12 protein-coding genes are annotated in these 16,632 nt (G+C 67.2%); 4 read left to right on the forward strand and 8 right to left on the reverse strand.

All coding sequences use genetic code 11. The features are described from left to right. Window positions 1-21 precede the first annotated feature (21 nt). On the forward strand, window positions 22-1,065 hold the full coding sequence (locus R9J51_RS15465; protein ID WP_179504975.1) for a Gfo/Idh/MocA family protein: 1,044 nt from the start codon (window positions 22-24) through the stop codon (window positions 1,063-1,065). Then, window positions 1,062-1,868 (forward strand): hypothetical protein, encoded by an 807-nt coding sequence (locus R9J51_RS15470; protein WP_179504976.1) that lies wholly within the window; start codon window positions 1,062-1,064, stop codon window positions 1,866-1,868. Before R9J51_RS15465 ends, R9J51_RS15470 begins: the two co-directional genes overlap by 4 nt. Before the next feature lie 87 nt (window positions 1,869-1,955). Here the strand turns inward: R9J51_RS15470 and R9J51_RS15475 are convergent, their stop codons facing one another. The 4 genes from R9J51_RS15475 to R9J51_RS15490 are packed head-to-tail and all read right to left on the reverse strand — an operon-like array spanning window position 1,956 to window position 5,940. After that, a complete protein-coding gene (locus tag R9J51_RS15475; protein WP_179504977.1) occupies window positions 1,956-2,396 on the reverse strand; it encodes a hypothetical protein in 441 nt (146 codons plus the stop codon). 37 nt (window positions 2,397-2,433) lie between these two features. After that, window positions 2,434-3,903: an NAD-dependent succinate-semialdehyde dehydrogenase gene (locus R9J51_RS15480; protein ID WP_179504978.1), complete on the reverse strand. Its 1,470-nt coding sequence runs from the start codon at window positions 3,901-3,903 to the stop codon at window positions 2,434-2,436. Window positions 3,904-3,914: 11 nt separating this feature from the next. After that, a complete protein-coding gene (locus R9J51_RS15485; protein ID WP_179504979.1) occupies window positions 3,915-4,925 on the reverse strand; it encodes a dihydrodipicolinate synthase family protein in 1,011 nt (336 codons plus the stop codon). A gap of 13 nt (window positions 4,926-4,938) precedes the next feature. Then, complete coding sequence (locus R9J51_RS15490) at window positions 4,939-5,940, reverse strand: NAD(P)-binding domain-containing protein (protein ID WP_179504980.1); 1,002 nt, start codon at window positions 5,938-5,940, stop codon at window positions 4,939-4,941. Between the two features lie 146 nt (window positions 5,941-6,086). Between R9J51_RS15490 and R9J51_RS15495 the strand changes: the two genes are divergently transcribed. Then, on the forward strand, window positions 6,087-6,752 hold the full coding sequence (locus R9J51_RS15495) for a FadR/GntR family transcriptional regulator (protein ID WP_168555250.1): 666 nt from the start codon (window positions 6,087-6,089) through the stop codon (window positions 6,750-6,752). A 77-nt stretch (window positions 6,753-6,829) separates the two neighbouring features. Here R9J51_RS15495 and R9J51_RS15500 read toward each other — a convergent pair whose 3' ends face one another. The 3 genes from R9J51_RS15500 to R9J51_RS15510 all read right to left on the reverse strand — a co-directional run bounded on the left by R9J51_RS15500 (window position 6,830) and on the right by R9J51_RS15510 (window position 12,321). Beyond that, complete coding sequence (locus tag R9J51_RS15500; RefSeq protein WP_179504981.1) at window positions 6,830-8,542, reverse strand: tannase/feruloyl esterase family alpha/beta hydrolase; 1,713 nt, start codon at window positions 8,540-8,542, stop codon at window positions 6,830-6,832. Window positions 8,543-8,577: 35 nt separating this feature from the next. Next, entirely contained in the window at window positions 8,578-9,777 is a 1,200-nt protein-coding gene (locus R9J51_RS15505) for an MFS transporter (RefSeq protein WP_179504982.1), read from the reverse strand. A 72-nt stretch (window positions 9,778-9,849) separates the two neighbouring features. Beyond that, window positions 9,850-12,321, reverse strand: a complete 2,472-nt coding sequence (locus R9J51_RS15510) for a TonB-dependent receptor domain-containing protein (protein ID WP_218847405.1) — start codon at window positions 12,319-12,321, stop codon at window positions 9,850-9,852. Window positions 12,322-12,492: 171 nt separating this feature from the next. Here R9J51_RS15510 and R9J51_RS15515 point away from each other — a divergent pair, with 171 nt between their 5' ends. Then, window positions 12,493-13,125, forward strand: coding sequence for a response regulator transcription factor (locus tag R9J51_RS15515; RefSeq protein WP_179504984.1), 633 nt, complete (start codon window positions 12,493-12,495; stop codon window positions 13,123-13,125). Between the two features lie 21 nt (window positions 13,126-13,146). On the opposite strand, the gene R9J51_RS15520 is transcribed toward R9J51_RS15515, so the two are convergent. Next, window positions 13,147-16,521 (reverse strand): ATP-binding protein, encoded by a 3,375-nt coding sequence (locus R9J51_RS15520; RefSeq protein ID WP_179504985.1) that lies wholly within the window; start codon window positions 16,519-16,521, stop codon window positions 13,147-13,149. Window positions 16,522-16,632 lie beyond the last annotated feature (111 nt).

The raw sequence follows: 16,632 nt of genomic DNA on the forward strand, positions 1-16,632 counted from the left end.
GTCGGCCCTCGGAGGAAAACCATGTCAAGAATACTGGGTGTCGGGATTATCGGCACCGGGCCGGTTACCCAGGGGCTTCATCTGCCCACCCTGATGCGCCTGCGCGACCGATTTCGCGTGGTTCACATCGCCGGCCGCACCGCATCGACCACCGCGCATGTCGCCGCGTGGCACGGCGCGCGGGCCGGTACCGACGTGGACGCCCTGCTGGCCGATCCGGCGGTTGAGGTGGTTGCGATCAATTCGCCGTCCGACCTTCATGCCGACCATGCGATCGCCGCGCTGGAGGCAGGCAAGGCGGTGCTGGTCGAAAAGCCGCTCGCCACCTCCGCTGGCGACGCGCAACGTATTCTCGACTGCGCGCGGCGCACCGGTGGCCATGTCCAGGTCGGCACGATGCATGTCTACGATCCGGCATGGCAGGCGGCACTGGCACGGCATCGCGATCACATGGCGGCGGCCACGATGATCCGCTCCACCATCGTGCTGCCGCCCAATCCCTTGTTCGAAGACTGGTCCGGCCAGATTATCGGCCGCAAGGGCTATCCGCCGCCGTTCGATCTCTCTGTGGCGCCGGTGCGGGCGGCGATCATGCGCGCCACGATCATCGGGCTGGCGGTGCACGAACTGCCGCTGATCCGCGAAATCGTGCCGGACTGGGGCGATCTGCGTGTCCTTTCGGCCCGGCCGCTGCCCCCCTTCGCCTACGATATCCATCTCGCCATCGGCGGGCGCCTGGTCCAGTTGACCGCAACGCTTCACACCCACCGCTGGTCGGAATGGTCGATGGCCTTTCTTGGCGCGGACGCTGAAGTGCGCGTGGATTTCACCCCATCTTATGTGCCCGCGGGATCGGGCCGGGTTACGCTGGTTTCTGATAGTGGGACGGCGATCGTTCCGCCGGTCACGGCCAATGGCTATCTCGCCCAATGGGTCCAGCTTCACGACGTGGTCTGCGCTGGCGCCGCGCCGCTGCACGGCCTCGCCGCAGCGGTCGAGGACATCGACCTGGCCGTGACCTTGGCCGACCGGTGCAGCGCCTGGGCCATGGAGCACGCCGCATGACAGCTTCCCGCCCCATTCTCGTCTGTGCCGACACCGGAACCGACCACGTCCTGGCGACCGTTATTGCCAGTCTGCCCGACACGCTGGCCCTGGCCGCAAATGGGCAACCTCCACAGGCACGGGCGATCAGCGGCAGCGGTGACTGGTGCGCGGCTGTCCTCGCCGCGCTTGCCCATGGCACCCGGGGCATCGTGCTCGATCGCCCCCGCCCGGCACCGGCCACGGCAATCGCGCAGGTCCGCGCGGCCGCCCAGGCACAAGGTGCAACGGTCGTGGTGCGCGGCCAATGGTCGTCGCACGCCACGGTCGCGCAGTTGCGCTCGGCCGCCAGTGCGGACGAGGCACCGGTCCTGATCGATTGCCTGACGACCGGCCGCTCTGCCCGGCCGCACGCGCTGGCCCTGTTCGACCAGTTGCACTTTGTCACGACGCTTGTGGGCCCGGTGGAGCACGTGGTGACCGAGAGCGCCATGCCCAGTGCCACGATCGCGCGTGGACGGCTTGCCGGCGCCGGTGCCCAGATTGCATTCACGGCGGTCGAAACGCCCGGCCAGCTGACGTGCGACCTGCGCATACACAGCCTGGATCGCATGCGCCGGATCGTGCTTCCCGATAGCAGCGAATGGGACCCGGCCCTGGCCGTGGTCGCCACGCGCGAGGGGGAGCTATCGCTTCCCGCGCATTACGAAAGCGCCGATCGCGCGGCCTGGCTGCGTCTTGCCGGCCTGATCGACAGCGCCGGCGGCAACACCGATGATCTCGCCACCCTCGCCCAGATCGCGCGCCATATCGAGGCGACTTGACCGCCTGAACGCGTTGTATGAGTTGCACTTGAAGATCGACGTGACCGAGTTGAGCAGTACCGCCAGCTTGCCGATCTGCACCGACGGTTACGTCGTCACATAGACGATATCAAGGTCGCGCATCTGGAAGTTTTGCGCCAGCAGCATGCCTTCGGCCGATCGGAAGTCCACGTGGTAGACCACTGGCACGGTGTCGCCCAGCGTCAGATAGTCGGGCAGCGGGGCGGTCCGCAGGCGCCCCGCGATATCCGCGCGTTCGTACCGCAAGACATAGACGCCATAAGGGGCGGCCTGCCGATCGGCGAGGCCGCCGCCATTGCCGATCGCCTCGGCCAAGGTCAGCCGCGCCTTGCCGAAGAACACCTCGCTCTGCTTGTTGGTGGCGCCCAGCACGACCACTCTTTGCGGTGCGTGGTCCAGGGTGACAAGATCGCCGGGACGCAGGAAAATGTTCTGCGTCGGATCGCGCAGCACGGCGGCCATGCGCAGCGACCGTACCTGGCCGCCGCGCATCAATTGCACAAGCATGTCGCGCGCCTGCCGGTGGTGCCCGAACGCCAATCGCTCAGAGGCCGCCCAGCGCGACGTATTTCGTCTCCAGGTATTCCTCGATGCCAACTTGCGCGCCTTCCCGGCCGAGCCCGGAAGCCTTGACCCCGCCGAACGGGGCGACTTCGGTGGAGATCAAGCCTTCGTTTACCCCCACCATGCCGAATTCGAGCGCCTCCACGACACGGAAAATGAGGCCAACGTCGCGCGCGCAGACATAGGCAGCAAGGCCAAACGGCGTATCGTTGGCCAAGGCCACGGCCTCGTCCTCGGTTTCGAAGCGGAACACCGGGGCGACCGGCCCGAAGGTTTCCTCGCCGAATATCCTGGCTTGGCGTGGCACATCGGCCAGCACGGTGGGCTCGAAGAAATTGCCGCCCAGCCGGTGGCGCTTGCCGCCTGCGGCCACGCTCGCCCCCCTGGCAACGGCGTCGGCAATGTGCTCCTCCACTTTGGCAAGCGCGGCTTCGTCGATCAGCGGGCCGATGGCGGCATCGGGTTGCGTTCCAGCGGCCACTTTGAGCCGCGCGGTCTCCTCTGCCAACCGCGCGACAAATGCGTCGTGAATCCCGGCCTGCACCAGGAAGCGGTTTGCGCCGATGCACGATTGGCCACTGTTGCGATACTTGGCTACCAGCGCCGCCTTGATGGCGCCTTCCAGGTCGGCATCGTCAAACACGATGAAGGGCGCGTTGCCGCCCAGTTCCATGCTGGTCCGCTTGATCGAAGGCGCGCACTGTTGCAGCAGCTTCGCGCCGATTTCGGTCGATCCGGTGAACGACAGCTTGCGGACCAGCGGGCTGGCGGTCAATTCCGCACCGATCGCGCCTGCACTGCCGGTGACGATGTTGCACACCCCGGCCGGCAACCCCGCGCGCTCGGCCAGCACGCCCAGCGCCAGCGCGGTAAGCGGCGTCTGGCTGGCCGGCTTGATTACGCCCGTGCATCCGGCAGCCCAGCCCGGCCCCGCCTTGCGCGTGATCATCGCGGCAGGGAAATTCCACGGCGTAATCGCGGCAAAGACGCCCACTGGCGCCTTCTGCACCAAGATGCGGCGGCCGTGCAGGTTCTGCGGGATGACCTGCCCGTTGACCCGCTTCGCTTCTTCGGAAAACCACTCGATGAAACTGGCTGCATAGAGAACCTCGCCCCGCCCTTCGGCCAGGGGCTTGCCCTGCTCCGAGGTGATGAGCAGCGCCAGATCATCGATGTTCGCGATCATCAGATCGAACAGCCGGCGCAGGATGGCGGCGCGATCCTTGGCCAGCGCCGCACGCCACGCGGGCAGCGCGCGCGCCGCCGCATCGATCGCACGCCGCGTTTCGGCCGCGCCACCCCTGGGCACGCAGGCGATCAGCGCGCCGGTAGCGGGATTGCGCACCTCGATCGTCTCGCCACTGTCGGCGCCGATCCACTGGCCATCCACCAGCATCGCCTGCCGCAGAAGCGTGGCATCCTTGAGCGGCAGCACAGTGAGCTTGTCCATAAGGGCTCCTTTCACGCCGGGTTCCGGCCGATGAAGAACAGCGCGTCGGCATCGGCGGTGGGATGCAGCCCCGCCGCTTCCTGCCCCCGCCGAAGCGCGACCATGTCGCGCTGATAGACGCGCGCGGTGGGGTGGCGCAGTGGCCCGCCGTTGTAACCCTGCAGCCAGCCTTCATACTTCCACATCATGCGGTTGATCAGGCCGTTGCCGGCCTGCGGCACGCTGGCAAACGCCTTGCGCGCGGGATCGATGCGATGAAATTCGGCCGTCGCCTCGTCAAAGCGCCGGGCTTGCAGCAACGCGAACACCCGCGGGAGCACCGGGCCGAAAAAGGCCGAGAAGTTGGTGCCGCAGAACGGCACGTCGATCAGTTGGGCCAGCGGGATGAATTCGTGCTCCATCGGGAAAGAGATCACGACTTCATCATGGAACGCGCGGTGAACCTCGATCGGCCCCATGATGTTGGGCATCCCGCCTTCGGCCTTGATCGCCACCACGTTCGGGCAATCGTCGACCAGGCGGCGCAGCAGGTCTATCGGCATGTCGATCGGGCTGAACCGGCCAAAGCCCCAGGTGGGAATGGGGAACAGCATCACGGCCATGTCCACCGCATCGCAGAACACCTTGGTATAGGCATAAACTTCTTCCAGCGATTGCGGATAGAAATATGGCGGATAGCCGAGCAGAACCAGTTCCGCGCCGGCGGCCTGGGCCAGCAAGGCAGCCTCGATATTGTCTTCAAGGGTGTTGAACACCGCATGGTGCACCACGAAGATGCGCCCGGCGGCCTGCTCCACCATCACTTCCACGAAGCGACGGTATTCCGCCATTGTCATCGCCACTTCCGAACAGGCCAGGGTGCCGACGAAGCCGTGCGCGATGGTCTGTTCCACATCGTGCCGCACGGCGGCCTCGTTGAGGCGCTTGAAATCGCCGGTCATCGTGGGGATGACCACGTTGGCGACGCCAAGCATCTTGTCGCGCGCCCAGGCGCGGGCGTCGGAGCGGGTATAGCTGGGCATGGAGACCGTCCTCTTACTTGCTCTTGTCCACCGGGCGGACCTGAGCGGGAATGGAAGTGCCAAGACCGGCAGCGCGGGCCCGATCGACGCAGAGCGCGGCGATGGCGAGGTCTTGGATGGCGGCGCCGACCGACTTGTAGAGCACGATCTGCTCTGCCACCGTGCGCCCCGGATGCGTGCCTGATATCACGGCCTCTAGGCTCACCACCTTGTGGGCAAATGCCACGCCCGCCTGGCTGGCCGCGATCATGTCGCCAGTGTCATCGGCCACTTCTTCGACCATGTCGGCGACGATCAGGTCCGCCCGGGCGATTGCCTCGGGATCGAGTTCGCGCTGCTCGGGCAGGGTCGATCCAATCGAGATCACGGTCATGCCCGGCCGCAGCCAGTTGCCCAGCACGGTGGGGCTTTCATCGCGCGATCGTGCCGCGCAGAGGACCAGGTCGGCCTGCGCCACAGCCGCCTCGGCACTTTCCGCAGCCGTCACCGCGATGCCCTTTTCCGCCATGCTTTGGCAAAACGCGGCGCGGCTCGTTTCGCGCGGGCTGAACACCTGCGCCGCGCCCAGCGCGCCGGAACGCGCCAGGGCTTCAAGATGCGTGCGCGCTTCGAAACCCGAACCGATCACCGCCACGCGCGGCGCAACCTCGCGGCACAGCCGCCGTGCCGCCAACGCAGACGTTGCCGCGGTGCGCAGCCCCGTCACGGAAGCGCCGTCGAGCAATGCCGTCAATGCCATGGTCGCGCCGTCGAACAGCGGGATGAGATAGGACGCGGCCTGTGCCGTCATCGACGCGGCGATCAGCTTTGCGCCGATCACCTTCTGGCCAGGCAGCACGCCCGACAGCGTACGCAGCCACAAGCCATTGCCGCGCGCCATCGTCCGCGGTGGAAACTGGGCCGCGGCCACGGACGCGCCATAGGCAGCCGCCAAGGCATCGACCCCTGCCGCCCAGTCAAACGCCAAACGGACATCGGCGTCCGAAAGCAGCAGGGTTTGCGGCACTGGCAGCATGAAGCGATCCTTTCGTGGTGCCGGCCACACCCGAGTCCAGACCGGTTTGATCAGGCGTATATCCGTGATTGATGCATGTCAATTTTCATATTGATTGGATATCGTGCAGCGGCCGGCTGTGATACGGCGTGGCTACGGAGGATTTCTTGGCCGAAGACGAAGACCTTGCCCGCTTGCGCGCTTTGCTGGATGAAACAGCCGCGCGGGGTGAAGAACGGCTGCCGCCCGAACCGCGCCTGGGCGAAACGCTGGGCGTCTCGCGCGGGCGGCTGCGCACGTTGTTGCGTCGGCTGGAGGAGGAAGGCGCGATCTGGCGCCATGTCGGCAAGGGCACTTTCATCGGGCCGCGCCAGATGGTGGAAGTGCGCGATTTCGCAGCGTCATTCAGCGTGGGGGATATCCTGGGCGCGCGCCTGATCCTGGAGCCGCAACTGGCCGCCGAAGCCGCCATCCACGCCACCGACGAAGATCTGGCTGCGATGGACGCCTGCCTTGCCGACATGGCCGAGCCGCCCAGCTTCCTTCACTGGAAGCGGCTGGATGAACGGCTGCACCGGGAAATCGCCAAGGCGGCGCACAACGTCCTTCTGGTGCTGCTTTACGATACGCTGCGCACGCAGATGAAAGCCACGCTCGACCGGCGATTGGAACAGGTTTTCGGCGCAGAACCTGGCCCCAAGACCGATACCGACGCGCACCATGCCCACGTGGTGGCGGCCATCCGCCAGCATGACCCTGCGGAAGCAGAACGGGCGATGCGCGAGCACCTGGTGGCCGTGCGCCGCCACCTATTCGGGGTGCGCCAGGTCTAGCGCCCAGCCCGCAGGCGGGCAGAGGGGACATCCGCACGTTGCGGTAAGGCCGCAAGCGCATTCCCCCCATGCCGGGCTCAATCCGTTGGCGTTGACGGAGCGGCGGGCAAGGCCGGCGCGAACGAACTGGCACGATCGATCGATCCGTGGCCGATGTAGCGGGCCACGCGGGGAAAGGGGAACACGGGGCGGCTGCGCGGCGCCAGCGCGGGGGAGGACGCTTGCGGCGCAGGCGGCGGCATGGCCGGGCCACCGGCTTGCGGCAAACCACCTTCCCCCCGACGGAGGCCCGCCGGTGGCATGGGCTGCCCATCTTGCGTGGGTGAACTGCGATGCGCCACCAGCCGGTCCGGCGCAGCGCCGCCCTCCACCCACGCCATCAGCGCGGCAAGGAGCGGGAACGTGTTCGGCCCATCTCCGCCCGAGCAGTGCCCCATGCCGGGAAACAGGAACAGGCGGGCAAACGCATCGCGCCGATCGGGCCCCATCGCCGCACCGACCTGTTCGAAATAGTCGATGCTGTTGAGCGGACTGATGTGCGGGTCCGCCCAGCCATGCCAGAGGATCAACTTGCCCCGGCGCGCAGCGAACGCGTCAAGGCGTGGATCATCGGCGTCGTAAAGCGCACGGGCTGCCTGTTCGTTGCGCTGCGTCTCGGCCGTGAACGGGAAGGTCTGCGGGGTGAAGCCCGGACTGGCGCCAGGCGCGAAGATCAGGTGATTGATGGCCTGCCCGGCGATCATCGCACTCAACAGCGGCGCGCCAGGCGCTACCGGCACGAAGACGCCGGCCCAGCCAAGTTCGCTGCCCGGCATCAGCGGGCCAACTTCAAGGGTTTGACCCTCTGCCGTGCGGGCGCCGGCATAGATGGCGCGCGCCGTTTCGATCTTGGCAAGGGTCAGGCAGCGGCCGGGCTGGTAGGCGCCCTTGCACAGCAGGACGCCAGGATCGACGCGGCAGGTGCGTGGATCGGTGATCTGGCCATCGACCAAGCCGTCAAGCCCATCGCAGGCGGCCAGTGCGGCGCGATGCAGCGGGGCCAAGTCTGCGGCAAGCAGGATGGGCTGCCCGTCTGCCGCCGTGTTGGCACGGGCCAGCCAGGCGTGATGGAACGAATTCTGCACGGAGAAATGCAGCGCCGGGGCGCCAGCGGCGATACCATCGAAATCCTGCGGGAAACGCTGCGCTTCCATCAGCGCTTCGCGCCCGCCGTCCGAACAGCCCGAAAAGTAGGAATAGCGGGGCGGGTGGCCATAGAACGCCGTGGTCAATGCCTTGGCGACCAGCGCGGTGAGATGCACGCCCCGCCAGGCGAAATCCTCGCGCTGCTGCGGGTTGGCGCCCCAGGCGGCATCCATGCCCTGGTGGCCCATGTCGGTGCTGGCAAGCACGATGGCGCCATCGGTCACCGGCGCGCAGCCATCCGCCTTGCCGGCATCGATGCGCAGGTTTCCGCAAAGCCCGCCGCAGCCGGTCTGGAGATAGCGCTGGGTCCAGCCCGACAGGGGCAGGCGCACCTCGAAGCGGATAGCGGGCGCGACCGTGCCCGATACCCGGCAATAGGGATGCGTGCCGGTAACGACCTCGGCGGTCTGCGTGGTCGCACCGGCCACGCGGGTGAGATCGACCTTGGCCAGCGCCGCACAATCGATCGCCGGCGCCACGGGCGCCAGTTTGGCAAGGCCGGGCGCAGCCGGCTGTGCTTTGGCCGGAACAGCCGCCGTTGCCGGCGCTGCGGCGGTCAGAAACGCCAGCACGAACGCCAGCAGCACGAAACATCGCTTCAACATGGGAACAGTCCTTTGCGAGCGCGCGGGAATGAAAGTCACGGTCGGCCCTCGCGGATGGCCAGGGCACATAGACCGGTGATCAGCATCGGCAGGCAGAACATGCCGAAGATCGCCACGAGCGGAAGGCCGAGCCCGATCGCCCAGCCCCCGATCATCGGCCCCAGCAGCGCGCCGCCGCGGCCGATCCCCATGGCCCAGCCGATGCCGGTGGCGCGCACGGGCGCCGAATAGACCGTGGCGGCCAGGGGATAGTTGCAATTGACGCCGCCCTGGAGCGTGATGCCGATCAGGAAGCAGACGGTGAGCACGCCGGCGAGCGGCATGGCCATGGCCCCGAACACCACGAAGAGCACGCTGGCGCCGCACAGCATCGCGAACATCAGCCACCTGAGGTTCCAGCGCGTGGCAAGGAAGCTGAGCGCGATCGTGCCGACGAAAGCGCCGGCATTGTAGATAGCGCTGGCAATGATCGCATCGGTGGGGGCAAGGCCGGCCTGGATGGCAAGCTTGGTGATCCAGCTGGCAATGAAATAGAGCGCCATGAAGCCGTTGATCGTGCACAGCCACAATAGCATCGTGTTGCGCCGCCGCGGGCCGCCAAGCGCCGCTGCAATCCCAACCTGGGCGGTTTCACGGCGCCCCAATTCCTCGCTGCCGCGCGGCGCCTCTGGAAGCGCATACCAGCAAACCGGGAGCAACAGCAGGCTTACCAGCCCGGCGCCAATGAACATCGCCTGCCAACCTTGGAGCGGCAGGAGCCGGGCCACCACGAAGCCGGCCAGCGTCGCCCCCACCGGATAGCCCGCCTGGGGCACGCCGGTGGCCACGTGGCGCATCGCATCGGGCGCGAACCCGGCCGAAAGCGCGGTGATGCTGGCCAGCACCGCGCCGATGCCGATACCCACGAAAATCCGCGCCAGCGCCAGCGTGACGATGCCGGTGGCCAGCCCGCTTGCCATCATCGCGGCGGCCATCAGCACCAGCGCGAAGAGCACCACCGGCCGCCGCCCGACGCGATCGGCCAGCGGCGCGACCGCCAGCCCGCCGATCGCCATGCCTACCAGGCCCGCGCTGAACACCACCGCCAGCGCGGGGGCACCAACGCCAAAGGCCCGCTGGAGCGCAGGGGCGACGTAGGTGAGAACGAAGACATTGACGCCGTCCACCATGTTGAGGGCAAAGCACAGCCACATCACGGCGATGCCGCGGGTGGACCAGGTCTGGGTTGTGGCCATGGGTGGCACGGGTTCCGTTTGCATGAGTTTTGTGCTGCGGGGCCGGGTCAGGCGATGCCCCGCGGCCATCGATCAGAACTTCACGCCAAGGCGCACGCCATACAGCCGAGGCAGCGAGGTGGAGAAATTCACCGACCCGACCGGGAAGGCGGTGCCATCGGCTTCCGGCGCGGCGACGCTGCCGGTAAAGCCACCGTAGGTTCCGTTGTAGCCGTTGGGTCCGAATGTCTTCTGCAGCTTGTTTTCGATGTTCTCGACGAAAAGCTGCACGGTCAGTCCATCGTCCTGCGTCGCATAAGTGATGCTGGCGTCGCTGCGGGTGAACGGGCTCTGGCGGTATTGCACGGCATTGGCATAGTCGCTGAGCAGGTAGGAGGTGCTGTACTTGCTTGCCGCGCGCAGCCGCACTTGCGCCCCGTTGGCAAGATCGATCGTGTGCGTCAGCGCCCCGTTGAGCGTGAAGGCCGGCAGGTTGGGCAGCGCATAACCAGACCAGTCTGCAAAGACGCCCGTAAGATATCCGAGGTAGCCGGTCTTCAGGGAGCGGATGCGCGAGTGGGCATAGGCCGCGCCAATGTTGACCGCGGTGTTGCGGTCGACCTGGTAGCGCAGTTCGTTCTCCCAGCCATAAATTTCGACCGGCGCCAACTGGGTATAGAGCACGCCGGTAACACCCGCGGCACCCACGAACAGCGCCAGACCGTTGATCTGATCCTTGGCATAGTCGTAGTAATAGGCGCTGGAGGTAAAGGTCAGCCCGCGCGCGGGGCGCCCCTTGTAGCCGATCTCGTAAGCGGTCATCGACTCCGGGCCATAGGGCACGACCGAAGCGCCGGTGGCAGGGTCATAATCGTTGAAACCGCCCGCCTTGAACCCCGTCGCGACCGAGACGTAGAACAGGTCGTTCGGGGTTGCCTGGTAGTTGAGCCCGACTTTCCAGGTCACCTTGTGGTCTTTCTCGCTGCCGCTGTTGGCCCCGCCGATGCAGTCGTTGGGATAAGTGCACGCCGGGTTGCTGGCGGTGGCGACGTTGACCGCGAACGTGCCGACGCGGGCGTTCTCGTTGTTGCTATAGCGCAGCCCGCCGATCGCGCTGAAGCGGTCGGACAAGTGCACGGTGGCCTGGCCAAACACGCCGTAGGACTTGTGCGTGGTGGTGTTGACGGGATCGATCGCCGTCAGCCAGGTCGACGTGTCGGTCCAGGTGTCGACCGGCACTTTCCAGTTGTGGTCGCTCTCGTGGATCTTCTCGTAATAGTAGTTCACGCCCGCCACGTAATCGATCACGCCCGGTTCGGCGTTGGAGATGCGTGCTTCCACCTGCGAAGTGGCGAAGCGGCCGGTATACTGGTCGAGCAGGAACACACCCGGCGCATCGGCGCTGCCGGTGTCATAGGGGTTGGCGTTGCCGGTCACTTGGTTGCGCGCGCTGAAATGCTGATAGCTGCCCAGCACGTCGAACTGCACCCCGCCGGCGCGGGCGGTGACTTGCCCGTTGACGTTGACGAAGTCGTTATCCTGATAGGCCGGGATCGGATTGGGGATGATCTCGAACGCCTTCTGCCCGCCGGCCTCGAGATTGGACAGCAGCGCGTTGCCTGGGCCAACGCCGCCGATATGACCGACGGTGGTGACCAGCGTGGCGCTGAAATCATCGCTGGGCTTGAGCAGAACCGAGAAACGCCCTGTGCGGTCCTTCTGGTCGCCCTTGGCCGGCTGGCCCGCTGCGGACAGGCGCGTCGTGCCGGTGGCGCCGCTGACGGTGATGTCCACCGGGCGGAGGTAGCCATCGCGATCGTTCATGTTGCCCGCAATGCGCACCGCCAGGATAGGGGAGATCGGGATGTTGATTGCCGCCTCGGCCCGGCGGGTGTCGTAATTGCCGGCTTCCACCCGGGCGTAGCCTTCGAACCGGTCGAGCACCGGCTTGCGCGTGATCACGTTGATGGCGCCGCCGGTGGAACTGCGCCCGTAAAGCGTGCCCTGTGGCCCGCGCAACACTTCGACGCGGTCGATGTCGAAGAAGGCAACCCCCTGCTCCTGACCGCGGCCGATGAACGCGCCATCGATGTTGAACGCGATGCCCAACTCACCCTTGGAAGTCTGGTCGCTGCTGGTCACGCCGCGGATGGTGACGTTGGTGCCGAACGAACCGTTGCCCACAACCACGCCGGGCACCAGGTTCTGCACATCGTTGACCGAATTGACGCCCACGGTGCGCAGATCCGCGCCGCCCAGGACCGCGATCGCCGCCGGCACCTTGAGCGAGGTTTCGGCACGCTTGAACGCGGTGACGACGATATCGGGCCCGGCAACGTCGGGCGAAGCCGAAGCGCCGGTGGCGGATGGCGCCACGGCCGAAGGCGCCGGCGAGGCGCCCTGGCTCGTTGCCTGGGCCTGTGCCGCAGGCGCAAGCATCAAGGCCATTGTCATCGCCAGGCCGGACAGGCCGGTGCGCAGCGGCAGTCCGGCGGCGCATCTATCGGATTTGGACCGGGCACGGCTCATCGTTTCCGCAAACGCGGGTTTCCGCCATTCGGACATCGCTCACTCCCTATTGATTTTCTTCATTGCAGCCGCAGCAGCGGCCCCGGCCTGTCGCTTAGCTTGCCCGGCAGGCAAAAGCGCCTAGACATAGGTCGAGCCGGCCACCGCTTGCCCGCCCGCACCAAGGCCGAGTAGGCTTGGCGCCCAAGCAACAATGGACCTTACGCAATGCACAGCGGGCCCGAACCAGCCCCCGATGAGTCTGCGGCAGCCATTCGCCTGCGTGTCCTGCTGGTTGATGACCACCCGCTGTTCCGCCAGGCGCTGGCCGCAACGGTGATGCAGATCGCGCCGGGTCTGGAAATCGAGCAATACGACACGCTGGGCGCCGCGCGGCAGGCGCTTTCTCCCGATGATCGCAACGTTTTGGTGCTGCTCGATCTCAAGCTGCCCGATAGCCAGGGCGTGGCCGGGCTGCTCGGCCTCAAAGCCCACGCGCCCGCAGCGACCGTGGCGATCGTTTCGGCCACCGACGATGCCGAGACCGTGCTCACTGCCCGCGCCTGCGGGGCGGCAGGGTTCCTGTCAAAGGCGGCGGGCGTGGAGGAGCTATCGGCCGCGCTTGAAAGCCTGTTTGCCGGCGAGGCGTGGTTCGTCTCGCTTGATAGCGATGCCGCGCGCGAGCCCCTTACCCCGACGCAGGGGCGCATCCTCGACGGGGTGCAGCGCGGGCTGATGAACAAGCAGATCGCCTACGAACTCGGCCTCACCGAAGCGACGATCAAGTACCACCTTACCGGATTGTTCCGCAAATTCGGGGTCCAGACCCGCGCGCAACTGCTGGCGGCGATGCGCGACTGAGCGCCGCGCCACGGCCCCTTGTCAGCCGGCCGCGGCGGGGGCGTGGCGCACCAGCAACGCTTGCAGCGCCAGTGGCGGGGTCGGCTTGTCGAGCAGCACGATGCCTTCGGCCTCGAGGGTTTCGCCCCAGCTTTCATCGGCCGTCGCGGTGACGAGAATGCGCAGCGGGCAGCGCCCGGCAAGCGTGCGCAGCAAGTCGAGCCCGTTGCCTTCGTCCAGCAGGTAATCGGCAATGGCCGCGTCCCATGCCCCGTTGGCCGGCACTTCGGCGAGCGTTCGGCACCGGGTCACCACACCGCCCCAGCGCTCGATCAGCGCGCTCATGGCGATGAGGATGTCGGCGTCATCGTCAAGACACAGCACGCGGATGCCGGCAAGATCGGCCATCGCCGGAACCGACACAGCAACGCGCGGCGCCGCCGGCGTCAATGGCCCATGCAAGGCAAAGACGCTGCCAGCACCTTTCCGCGAATGGACATCCAGCGGATGCCCCAAGGCGCCAGCGATCCGCGCCACGATGGCCAGGCCCAGACCTGTGCCTTCGGCCAGGCTCTGCCCCTCGGGCAGGCGGCTGAACTCGCGGAAAGCCAGCGGCAGCTCGCTCTCGGCCATGCCCACCCCGCTATCGCGCACCTCGATCCGCAGCATCGCGCCGCGCCGGCGTGCCAGCATGACGATCCGCCCTTGCGGAGTATAGCGCAGCGCATTGACCAGAAGATTCTGCAGAATCGAGCGCAGCAGGTCGCGGTCGCTGCGCACCCAGTGCCGGGTGGGCAGGACAACCAGCTGCAGCCCGCGCGCCGCGGCCACCGGCGCAAACTCGGCCGCCAGCGCATGGATCACGGCGTTGACGTCGACCGCCTCCTGGCGCGGTTGCAAGGCGCCCAGTTCCAGCCGCGAGAGCGTTAGCAGCGCCTGGAGCATGCGGTGCGCGCCTTCCACCGCCTGGTCCGCCTTTTCCAGCAGATCGCGCTGCTCGGCACCGCTGACGCCCAGCGTGGCGTTGCCGATGAACAGGCGCGCGGCATGCATAGGTTGCACCAGATCGTGGCTGGCCGCAGCCACGAAACGGCGCTGCGCCCGGGTCGCCTGCTCAGCCGCGCGGCGTGCTTCTTCCAGCGCGCTGTTGGCATGCGTCAACGCCCGCGTGCGCTCGTCCACGCGCTTCTCAAGCACCGATCGATCCTGGGTCAGGATCGCCTGGGCCCGCTTGATCTCGGTCACGTCGTCCACCGTCAGCAGCACGTCGCCCCCGGCGATCACCTTGCGGGAGACGGCCAGAACGCGCCCGTCGGCACGGGTGATCTCGGTCTTGGCCTGCATCGCCGGGCCTTGCATCTGCGCAAGGCCGGCGGCCGCAAGCAGCCCGCCATGGCTGCGCCCCACGGCCACGGTATCGGGCGGAATTCCCATCAGGGCCATGTACTGCGCGTTCCACACCACAAGCTGGCCTTCGGCGTCGAGCACGCAGACCCCCTGAGGCAGGCTTTCCAGCGTGGTCTGCAGCAGTTCTCGGCTGAACTGCACGGCGTGGCTGGCCTCATCGAGAATACGACCGATCTCTTCGGCATCCCGGCCGCCCTGGGCCATGGCGATCGCCACCACGTTGCGTGCAGAGGGCGCCCCGATCACGCCGGCCAGCACGCGCTCGCCAGCGCGGACCAGCGCGGGCGAAACCGGCGCCGCATCGGGCGCAATCGTGCGGCGGGACTGCGCGTGGAAATCGGCCAGCGTGCGCTGGGTCTCGGCCACGCCGATGAACTGTTCGAGCAGCCGGCGCAAGTCACCCACACTGGCGCCGATGTCATGGCCACCGCGCTCGTCCACGGCCACGGGATCGAGCACGAACCGGTTGGCCTGGATTTCGTCGATCAGGCGCGGCCGCGCGCCCAGGGAAAAAGCGATGAAGCACGCGGTGTTGATCAGCAGGCTGGCGAAGATGGCAAGGTTGACGAACAGCGCCTGCGCCACCGGCCACATGCCGCTGCCGCCCCCCGACACCGGCCCGGCTGCCGCGGTGAACGCAGGGATGGCGATCGTGCCCAGCCAGACCAGGATGCCCGCCGCCACCCCGGCAATGGCGCCGCGCGCGTGGGCGCGACGCCAGTATATCCCGCCGATCAGCGGCGGAACCAGCTGTGCCGACGCGGTCAGCGCGGTAAGGCCAAGCTCGGTCGGGCTCTGGATGTCACGAATGCCAAGGTAATAGAACCAGGCCAGGGCGGCCAGCAGCACCACGGTGACCCGGCGCACGGCAACGACCACGGCGCCGATCGCCTGGTCCGCACGCCATCGGCGCAACTGGCCCGCCAGGATCGGCAGGATTACCTCGTTGGACACCATGGCCGAAATGGCCGTGAGTTCGACCACCACCATCGCCCCGCCCGCCGACAGGCCGCCGAGCAGCGCCAGCGCCGACACGACACTTTCCTGGCGCTGCATCGGAATGGCGAGCAGTTGCAAGTAGGGCGCCACGCCCGTGCCACCCAAGCCGGCGCGGATGCCCATCGCAATCGTCAGCGTGGCGAGCACCCAAAGCGCGAAATAGGCCGGAACCACCCGCCGCGCCCACCGAATGTCTTCGGCGCGCTCCAATGTCACAAAGCCCAGGTGAAACTGGCGCGGCAGCGTAAAGGCGGTGATCGTGCACAAGGCGGTGAGCGTGGCAAAGCTTGGCAGCGCGGCCGCCTGCAAGGGCGGCAACACGCCCGACAGATGCGGCGTCGCCGCCGTCGTGCCGCCCGCAACTGCGCCGGCTATCAGCATGACGACCAAGGCTGCCACCGCACCAAGACCGGCAAGCTTCACCAGCGATTCCACCGCGATCATGCTGACGAAGCCGCGGCTGTGCTGGGTCAGGCTGGGCCGCCGCGTGCCAAATGCCATCGCCAAAACCACCAGTACGACCACGATCGCCAGCGCACTTGCGCCTTCGCTGTCACGGCGGGCGGAGGCAAAGCCCCATACATCGGCCAGCACCTTGAGTTGCAGGGCGATGTAGGGGAGCGCCGCGAGCGTTGCCACGAGCGAGGCAAGAATGCCCAACGCCCGGCTCTTGCCAAAGCGCGCGGCGAGGAAATCTGCCAGGGAGCCGACATTTTCCTGCTTGGCGAGCAGCGCGATACGGCGCCACACCGGTGCCAGCAGCGTCAACGCCAGGACCGGGCCAAGCGCATTGGCGACGAACAGCCAGCTTCCCTCGCTGGCATCGCCCACGGCGCCGAAATAGGTCCAGGCGGAACACAACGTGGCGAGCGACAACCCATAGCGCATCCCGCGCCATCGCCCCGACGCGCCCGCGGCGGATGCCGGCCGCCGGTCTGCCCGCCAGCCGATCACGCTCAACACGCCGACATAGACCGCGATGGTCGCCAGAATGGGGGCAAGATCGGTCAAGCGCGCAAGAGCCTTGGCAAGGGGACAACCCCAACCATGCACTGCGGGGCCGGGCCGGAGCAAGCGCCGGCGAGTCTAGGCCCGATGAAAGGCATTTGCCCGCCATGCTGC

This window comes from Novosphingobium rhizosphaerae, from assembly GCF_050920675.1.
Taxonomy (GTDB): domain Bacteria; phylum Pseudomonadota; class Alphaproteobacteria; order Sphingomonadales; family Sphingomonadaceae; genus Novosphingobium; species Novosphingobium rhizosphaerae.